At 68.7% G+C, this 7,052-nt stretch carries 6 protein-coding genes; all 6 read left to right on the top strand.

All coding sequences use genetic code 11. From position 1 onward, the window contains the following. The first annotated feature begins 1 nt into the window (after nt 1). Complete coding sequence (locus FHR97_RS11545; protein ID WP_183383951.1) at nt 2-766, top strand: 2-keto-4-pentenoate hydratase; 765 nt, start codon at nt 2-4, stop codon at nt 764-766. A gap of 251 nt (nt 767-1,017) precedes the next feature. Continuing rightward, nucleotides 1,018-2,793 (top strand): glyoxylate carboligase, encoded by a 1,776-nt coding sequence (gcl, locus tag FHR97_RS11550; RefSeq protein ID WP_183383952.1) that lies wholly within the window; start codon nt 1,018-1,020, stop codon nt 2,791-2,793. A 91-nt stretch (nt 2,794-2,884) separates the two neighbouring features. Further along, nucleotides 2,885-3,661: a hydroxypyruvate isomerase gene (gene hyi, locus FHR97_RS11555; protein WP_183383953.1), complete on the top strand. Its 777-nt coding sequence runs from the start codon at nt 2,885-2,887 to the stop codon at nt 3,659-3,661. Nucleotides 3,662-3,954: 293 nt separating this feature from the next. Further along, nucleotides 3,955-4,842, top strand: coding sequence for a 2-hydroxy-3-oxopropionate reductase (locus tag FHR97_RS11560; protein WP_183383954.1), 888 nt, complete (start codon nt 3,955-3,957; stop codon nt 4,840-4,842). Between the two features lie 181 nt (nt 4,843-5,023). Then, nucleotides 5,024-6,334 carry a glycerate kinase type-2 family protein gene (locus tag FHR97_RS11565; RefSeq protein ID WP_183383955.1) on the top strand — a complete coding sequence of 437 codons (1,311 nt, stop codon included), beginning with the start codon at nt 5,024-5,026 and terminating at the stop codon, nt 6,332-6,334. Continuing rightward, the coding region (locus FHR97_RS11570; protein ID WP_246403953.1) for a pyruvate kinase at nt 6,331-7,052 on the top strand (722 nt) is incomplete at its 3' end. The genes FHR97_RS11565 and FHR97_RS11570, both read left to right, overlap by 4 nt.

The following is a 7,052-nucleotide window of genomic DNA, read 5'->3' on the forward strand; positions in this document are numbered from 1 at the left end:
CATGACACGAGACCAGATCATCGCCGCCGGTGCCGAGCGCCTGATTCAGGCCCACCGCCAGGGTCGCCCGACCCCGGTACCGAGCGATATCCCCCTGGCCGAGGAGGCCGATGCCTACGCCATCCAGGAACGGGTCTCGGCGACGCTGGGCACTCCTGCCGGCTGGAAGCTCGGTGGCATCGTGCGCGGCGAGACGCCGCGCTACTCGCGGCTGTTCCGCGAGTTCAACCAGGCCTCGCCCGGCGTCTGCCACCGCCGCGATCACCAGGTGGTGTTCCTCGAGCCGGAGCTCGCCGTGGTGCTGGGTGAGGCGATCCCGGCCCGGGCCACGCCCTACACCCTGGCCGAGATCGCCCCCCGGGTCAGTGGCCTGCATGCCGCCATCGAGGTGGTCGACAGCCGTTTCGACAGCTGGCCCGAGGTGCCGGCGTTGTGGCAGCTGGCGGACGGCCTCAGCCACGGCGGTTTCGTGCTCGGCAGCGGCGTCGCGCCAGGGGCGCTGGATCGACTGGTCGATGCCGAGTACCGCTTGACCCTCGACGGCCAGGTGGCCCTGGCCGGGCGGGGTGGTCATCCCGGCGGCGACCCGGCTGCGCTGCTGGTGGAGATGATCAATGCCCGCCTCGTCCGGGACGGCGAGGGCTTCGCTGCCGGAGAGGTGATCACTACCGGTACCTTCGACGGGGTGGTGGAGATGCTCGCCGGGCAGCAGGCCCGGCTGGTCTTTGCCGGCATCGGCGAGGCGAGCCTGCGCCTCGAGCCCTGAGGGTATACGAGCGTTGCTTGCCCGGGCCGGTCCCTATCCCTTCCGGGGGGTTGGCGTCCGGCGCCGGGGTCCTTGAATTCATGGATAAATTTTCCAATACCCCAAGCTGCTGTTATGGCTTGGGTATTTTTTTGTCTGCTATCGATTGGAAATGTTTTCCAAAAAATCTTGACGGCGTTCCTCGGGCGGGTCTAGTCTCTGTATACAGAAATATTTTCCAAAGAATAAAAGCCACCACTGGAGGAATCGCCATGGCTCGCATGACCGCTGCGGAAGCTGCCGTTCACGTGCTGCGCAAGGAAGGCATCGAGGTCGCCTTCGGGCTGCCCGGGGCCGCCATCAATCCCTTCTACGCCGCCATGCGCAAGGTCGGCGGCGTGGACCACGTGCTGGCGCGCCATGTCGAGGGCGCCTCGCACATGGCCGAGGGCTATACCCGCACCCAGCCGGGCAACATCGGGGTGTGCATCGGCACCTCCGGCCCGGCCGGCACCGACATGATCACCGGGCTGTACTCGGCCTCGGCGGATTCCATCCCCATCCTGTGCATCACCGGCCAGGCGCCGGTCAGCAAGCTGCACAAGGAGGACTTCCAGGCGGTGGATATCCAGGCCATCGCCGGGCCGGTCACCAAGTGGGCCATCACCGTGCGGGAGCCGGCCCAGGTGCCGCGCGCCTTCCAGCAGGCCTTCCAGATCATGCGCAGTTCGCGTCCGGGGCCGGTGCTGCTCGACCTGCCCATCGACGTGCAGATGACCGAGATCGAGTTCGATCCGGACACCTACGAGCCGCTGCCGGCCTACAAACCGGCCGCCAGCCGCGCCCAGATCGAGAAGGCGCTGGGCATGCTCAACGAGGCCGACAAGCCGCTGCTGGTGGCGGGGGGCGGCATCATCAACGCCGATGCCAGCGACCTGCTCACCGAGTTCGCCGAGCTGACCGGCGTGCCGGTCATCCCGACCCTGATGGGCTGGGGCACCATCCCCGACGACCACGAACTGATGGCGGGCATGGTCGGCCTGCAGACCTCGCATCGCTACGGCAACGCCACCCTCCTCGAGTCCGACTTCGTGATGGGCATCGGCAACCGCTGGGCCAACCGCCACACCGGCACGCTGGACACCTACACCGAGGGTCGCAAGTTCGTCCACGTGGACATCGAGCCGACCCAGATCGGGCGCATCTTCGGCCCGGACTACGGCATCGTCTCCGACGCCAGGGCGGCGCTCGAGCTGTTCGTCGAGGTGGCCAGGGAATGGCAGGCCGAGGGCAGGCTGAAGGACCGCAGCGCCTGGGCCGAGGAGTGCCAGGAGCGCAAGCGCACCCTGCTGCGCAAGACGCACTTCGACGACGTGCCGGTCAAGCCGCAGCGCGTGTACGAGGAGATGAACAAGGCGTTCGGCAAGAACACCCGCTACATCAGCACCATCGGCCTGTCGCAGATCGCCGGCGCCCAGTTCCTGCACGTCTACAAGCCGCGCCACTGGATCAACTGCGGCCAGGCTGGCCCACTGGGCTGGACCATCCCGGCCGCGCTCGGGGTGCGTCGCGCCGACCCGGAGGCCGAGATCGTCGCCCTGTCCGGCGACTATGACTTCCAGTTCATGGTCGAGGAGCTGGCCGTGGGCGCGCAGTTCAACCTGCCCTACATCCACGTGCTGGTGAACAACTCCTACCTGGGGCTGATCCGCCAGGCCCAGCGCGGCTTCGACATGGACTACCAGGTGCAGCTGTCGTTCGAGAACATCAACTGCCCGGAGATCAACGGCTATGGCGTGGACCACGTCTCCGTGGTCGAGGGGCTGGGCTGCAAGGCGATCCGCGTCACCGAGCCCGATCAGATCGCCCCGGCCTTCGAGCAGGCCCGCGAGTTGATGAAGCAGCATCGCGTGCCGGTGGTGGTCGAGGTCATCCTCGAGCGGGTGACCAACATCTCCATGGGCACCGACCTGGGCGGCGTCAACGAGTTCGAGGCCCTGGCCGAGAACGTTACCGACGCCCCGACCTCCATCGCCGCCCTGCGCTGAGGACGGCGACCGCCCGACCGCCGGTGGGGACCGGCGGCCGGGCGGCTCGAGAGGTACGCTGATACACACGAGACAACACAGGGAGATTCACATGGCCAAGTTTGCCGCCAATCTCAGCATGCTGTTCACCGAGGTGGACTTCCTCGACCGCTTCCAGGCCGCCGCCGAGGCCGGCTTCAAGGGCGTGGAGTATCTCTTCCCGTACGATTTCGAGGCCGCCGAGATCAAGCGGCGCCTCGACGACAATGGCCTGACCCAGGTGCTGTTCAACTTGCCGGCCGGTGACTGGGGTGCCGGCGAGCGCGGCATCGCCTGCCATCCGGACCGCGTCGAGGAGTTCCGCGCCGGCGTCGACCGCGCCATCGAGTACGCCAGGGTCCTGGGCAACACCCAGGTCAATTGCCTGGCCGGCATCAAGCCCTCCGGCGTGAGCGACGACGAGGCCCGCCAGACCCTGGTCAGCAACCTGCGCTTCGCTGCCGAGAAGCTCGAGGCCGCCGGCCTCCTGCTGATCGCCGAGCCGATCAACACTCGCGACATCCCGGGCTTCTTCCTCAACCGCACCGAGCAGGCGCTGGCGATCTTCGACGAGGTGGGCAGCGGCAACCTGAAGCTGCAGTACGACATCTATCATATGCAGATCATGGAAGGGGACCTGGCGCCGACCATCGAGAAGCACTTCGATCGCATCGCCCACGTCCAGCTGGCCGACAATCCGGGTCGCCACGAGCCGGGTACCGGCGAGATCAACTATCCCTTCCTGTTCGCCCATCTCGATCGCCTGGGCTATCAGGGCTGGATCGGCTGCGAGTACAAGCCCCGGGCGGGCACCAGGGAAGGGCTGGGCTGGCTGGATGCCGTGCGCTGACGCCCTGGCTCTCGAGGTCCGCTTTTCCCTGACAGAGACAACACAAGATACCTGGAGCCCGTTGCCTGACTGCCCGCGATCATAGACGCCAGAGACAGGTCGTGAGCGCTAAGCGAGGGGCGCCGGGGGCAGGCCGAAGAGGAGGTCCTATGCCAGGGATGGCATCGGTAGCGCCCAGGGATGGGTTTACAGCGCCTCCTCGTAGGCCTGCCGCCGGATCAGCCCCAAGCGATGACGGCAGCTGCGGCACGCTTGAGTTCACAACGACACGAGAGACGAACAGGAGAAGAACCATGAGCAAGATCGGTTTTATCGGACTGGGCATCATGGGCCGTCCCATGGCGGGCCACCTGCTGGACGCCGGCCACGAGCTGACCACCGTCAAGCGTGGCACCCTGGACGAGGCCCTGGCCTCCAAGGGCATGCAGGAGCTCGCCGACCCCAAGGCGGTCGCCGAGGCCTCCGAGGTGATCATCACCATCGTGCCGGATACCCCGGACGTCGATGAGGTGCTGTTCGGCGAGGGCGGCGTCATCGAGGGGCTCAAGCCGGGTACCCTGGTGATCGACATGAGCTCCATCGCCCCGCTGGCCACCCAGGAATTCGCCAAGCGCATCACCGAGGCCGGTGGCGAGTACGTCGATGCCCCGGTCTCCGGCGGCGAGGGCGGCGCCATCAACGCGGCCCTGACCATCATGGTCGGTGCCACCGAGGAAGGCTTCGAGCGCGCCCAGCCGCTGCTCGAGGTGATGGGCAAGACCATCACCCACATCGGCGGTCACGGTGCCGGCCAGACCTGCAAGGTGGCCAACCAGATCGTCGTCGCCCTGACCATCGAGGCGGTCTCCGAGGGCCTGCTGTTCGCCTCCCGGGCCGGCGCCGACGTGGCCAAGGTCCGCGAGTCGCTGCTCGGCGGCCTGGCCCAGTCGAAGATCCTCGACGTCCACGGCGAGCGCATGATCAACCGCACCTTCGATCCGGGCTTCAAGATCCGCCTGCACCAGAAGGACCTCAACCTGGCACTGGAAGGGGCGCGCAGCCTCAACCTCGCGCTGCCCGGCACCGCCAACGCCCAGCAGCTGTTCCAGGCCTGTGTCGCCCATGGTGGCGCCGACTGGGACCACGCCGGCATCCTCCGTGCCCTGGAGAAGCTCTCCGACCACGAGGTCGGTAACCGCTGAGTCCGTGCCGCCGGCCATCACCGATGGCCGGCGGAGGACAGGGGAGGTGACTGCTCCCTGATGGCAGGCGTCGGGTCGTCGCCTGCCTGGGTCGTCGCTTGACGGCCCCTTGCCCGGTGTCGAGTCTTCCCCTGTAGCTCCCCGGCTCGTCATCGGGCCCTTTTTCGAAGGAGACCCCCGAATGAATGCCCTTTCCCCCCTGCTTTCCTGCGACCGGCCCGAGGCGGCGCGCGCCTGGCTGACGCGGCTCGGCGAGATCGCCGTCGAGGCCGTGCATCCCGACACGCTGCTGCCCGACCGGCTCCCCGATCCCCCGGCCGGCCGCACCCTGGTGGTAGGGGCCGGCAAGGCGGCGGCCGCCATGGCGGCCGCCCTGGAGCGCGCCTGGCAGGCGCGCCATCCCCAGGCGCCGCTGTCCGGCCTGGTGGTGACCCGCTATGGCCATGGCGCCGAGTGTCGCCATATCGAGGTCCTCGAGGCCTCGCACCCCATGCCCGACGACCTGAGCGAGAAGGCCGCCCGCCGGATGCTCGAGGCCGTCGAGGATCTGGGCGAGGACGACCTGGTCATCGCCCTGATCTCCGGCGGCGGCTCGGCGTTGATGACCCTGCCGGCACCCGGTATCCGGCTTGCCGAGAAACAGGCCATCAACAAGGCGCTGCTGAGAAGCGGTGCGCCGATTCGCGAGATCAACACCGTGCGCCGGCACCTGTCGGCCATCAAGGGCGGCCGGCTGGCGGCCGCCGCCCATCCGGCTCGGGTGCTGACCTGGCTGATCTCCGACGTGCCCGGCGACGAGGCCTCGCTGATCGCTTCCGGGCCGACCCTGCCGGACGCCAGCACGCCGGTCGAGGCCCTGGCGATCCTCGATCGCTACGGGATCGAGGTCTCGGCGGCGGTACGCCGTCAGTTGGAAGGCAACACCGAGGCGCCGCGCCCCGAGGATCCGGCCTTCGCCCGCGACGAGAGCGAGATCCTGGCCCGCGCCCGGGATGCCCTGGCGGCCGGGCAGGCCGCCGCCGAGCGCGACGGCGTCGAGGTGCGTCTGCTGGGCGACGATCTGGAGGGCGAGGCCCGCGAACTGGGCCGTTCCCAGGGCCGCATGGCCCTGGCCGCCCAGGACGACCTGGAGCGACCGCTGGTGATCCTGTCGGGTGGCGAGACCAGCGTGACGGTCAAGGGAGACGGCCGCGGCGGGCGCAACGTCGAATTCCTGCTGGGGCTGTTCGCCACCCTCGAGGGCGCCGAGGGCATCCATGCCCTGGCCATCGACACCGACGGCATCGACGGCTCCGAGGACAATGCCGGCGCCGTCTTCGGCCCGGACTGCTGGACACGCATGTGTTCGCTCGGTCTCGAGCCCGACGACTATCTGTCACGCAATGACGCCTACACTTTCTTCGAGGCGCTGGACGACCTGATCATGACCGGGCCGACGCGCACCAACGTCAACGACTTTCGTGCCATCCTGGTACTGCCGAGGAGCTCATGACGACACTGCCCCCCCATGCTCCGATCCACGAGCCGATCCGTCGCACCAAGATCGTCGCCACCCTGGGTCCCGCCAGCGACCGGGAGGGCGTGCTCGAGCGGATGATCGCCGCCGGCGTCGACGTGGTGCGCCTCAACTTCTCCCACGGCTCGGCGGACGACCACCGCCGCCGGCTCGCCGCGGTGCGCGAGATCGCCGCCCGGCAGGGCCGGAGCGTCGCCGCCCTGGGCGACCTGCAGGGGCCCAAGATCCGCATCGCCCGCTTTCGCGACGGCGCCGTCGACCTCGCCGAGGGCGCGCCCTTCGTGATCGACGTGGCCCTCGATGGCGAGGACGGCGATGCCGAGCGGGTCGGCTGCGACTACCAGGCCCTGGCCGACGACGTCACGGCCGGCGACCGCCTGCTGCTCGACGACGGCCGGGTGGTGCTCGACGTCGCCCGGGTCGCCGGCAGCGCCATCCACACCACCGTGGTGGTGGGCGGCGAGCTGTCCAACAACAAGGGCATCAACAAGCAGGGCGGCGGCCTCTCGGCGCCGGCGCTGACCGACAAGGACAAGGCCGACCTCGAGACCGCCATCGCTATCGGCGTGGACTACCTGGCGGTGTCCTTCCCGCGCCATGCCGCCGACATGCAGGAAGCCCGCGCGCTGCTCGGCGAGGCCGGCGCCGAGATCGGCCTGGTGGCCAAGCTCGAGCGCGCCGAGGCGGTGGCCGA

It is taken from the genome of Halomonas stenophila (assembly GCF_014192275.1).
Classification (GTDB): domain Bacteria; phylum Pseudomonadota; class Gammaproteobacteria; order Pseudomonadales; family Halomonadaceae; genus Halomonas; species Halomonas stenophila.

Bases quoted from the DNA above. Each gene is read 5' to 3' on its own strand.
- FHR97_RS11565 (WP_183383955.1), top strand. From the start codon at position 5,024: ATGAATGCCCTTTCCCCCCTGCTTTCCTGCGACCGGCCCGAGGCGGCG.
- hyi (WP_183383953.1), top strand. From the start codon at position 2,885: ATGGCCAAGTTTGCCGCCAATCTCAGCATGCTGTTCACCGAGGTGGAC.
- FHR97_RS11560 (WP_183383954.1), top strand. From the start codon at position 3,955: ATGAGCAAGATCGGTTTTATCGGACTGGGCATCATGGGCCGTCCCATG.
- gcl (WP_183383952.1), top strand. From the start codon at position 1,018: ATGGCTCGCATGACCGCTGCGGAAGCTGCCGTTCACGTGCTGCGCAAG.
- FHR97_RS11545 (WP_183383951.1), top strand. From the start codon at position 2: ATGACACGAGACCAGATCATCGCCGCCGGTGCCGAGCGCCTGATTCAG.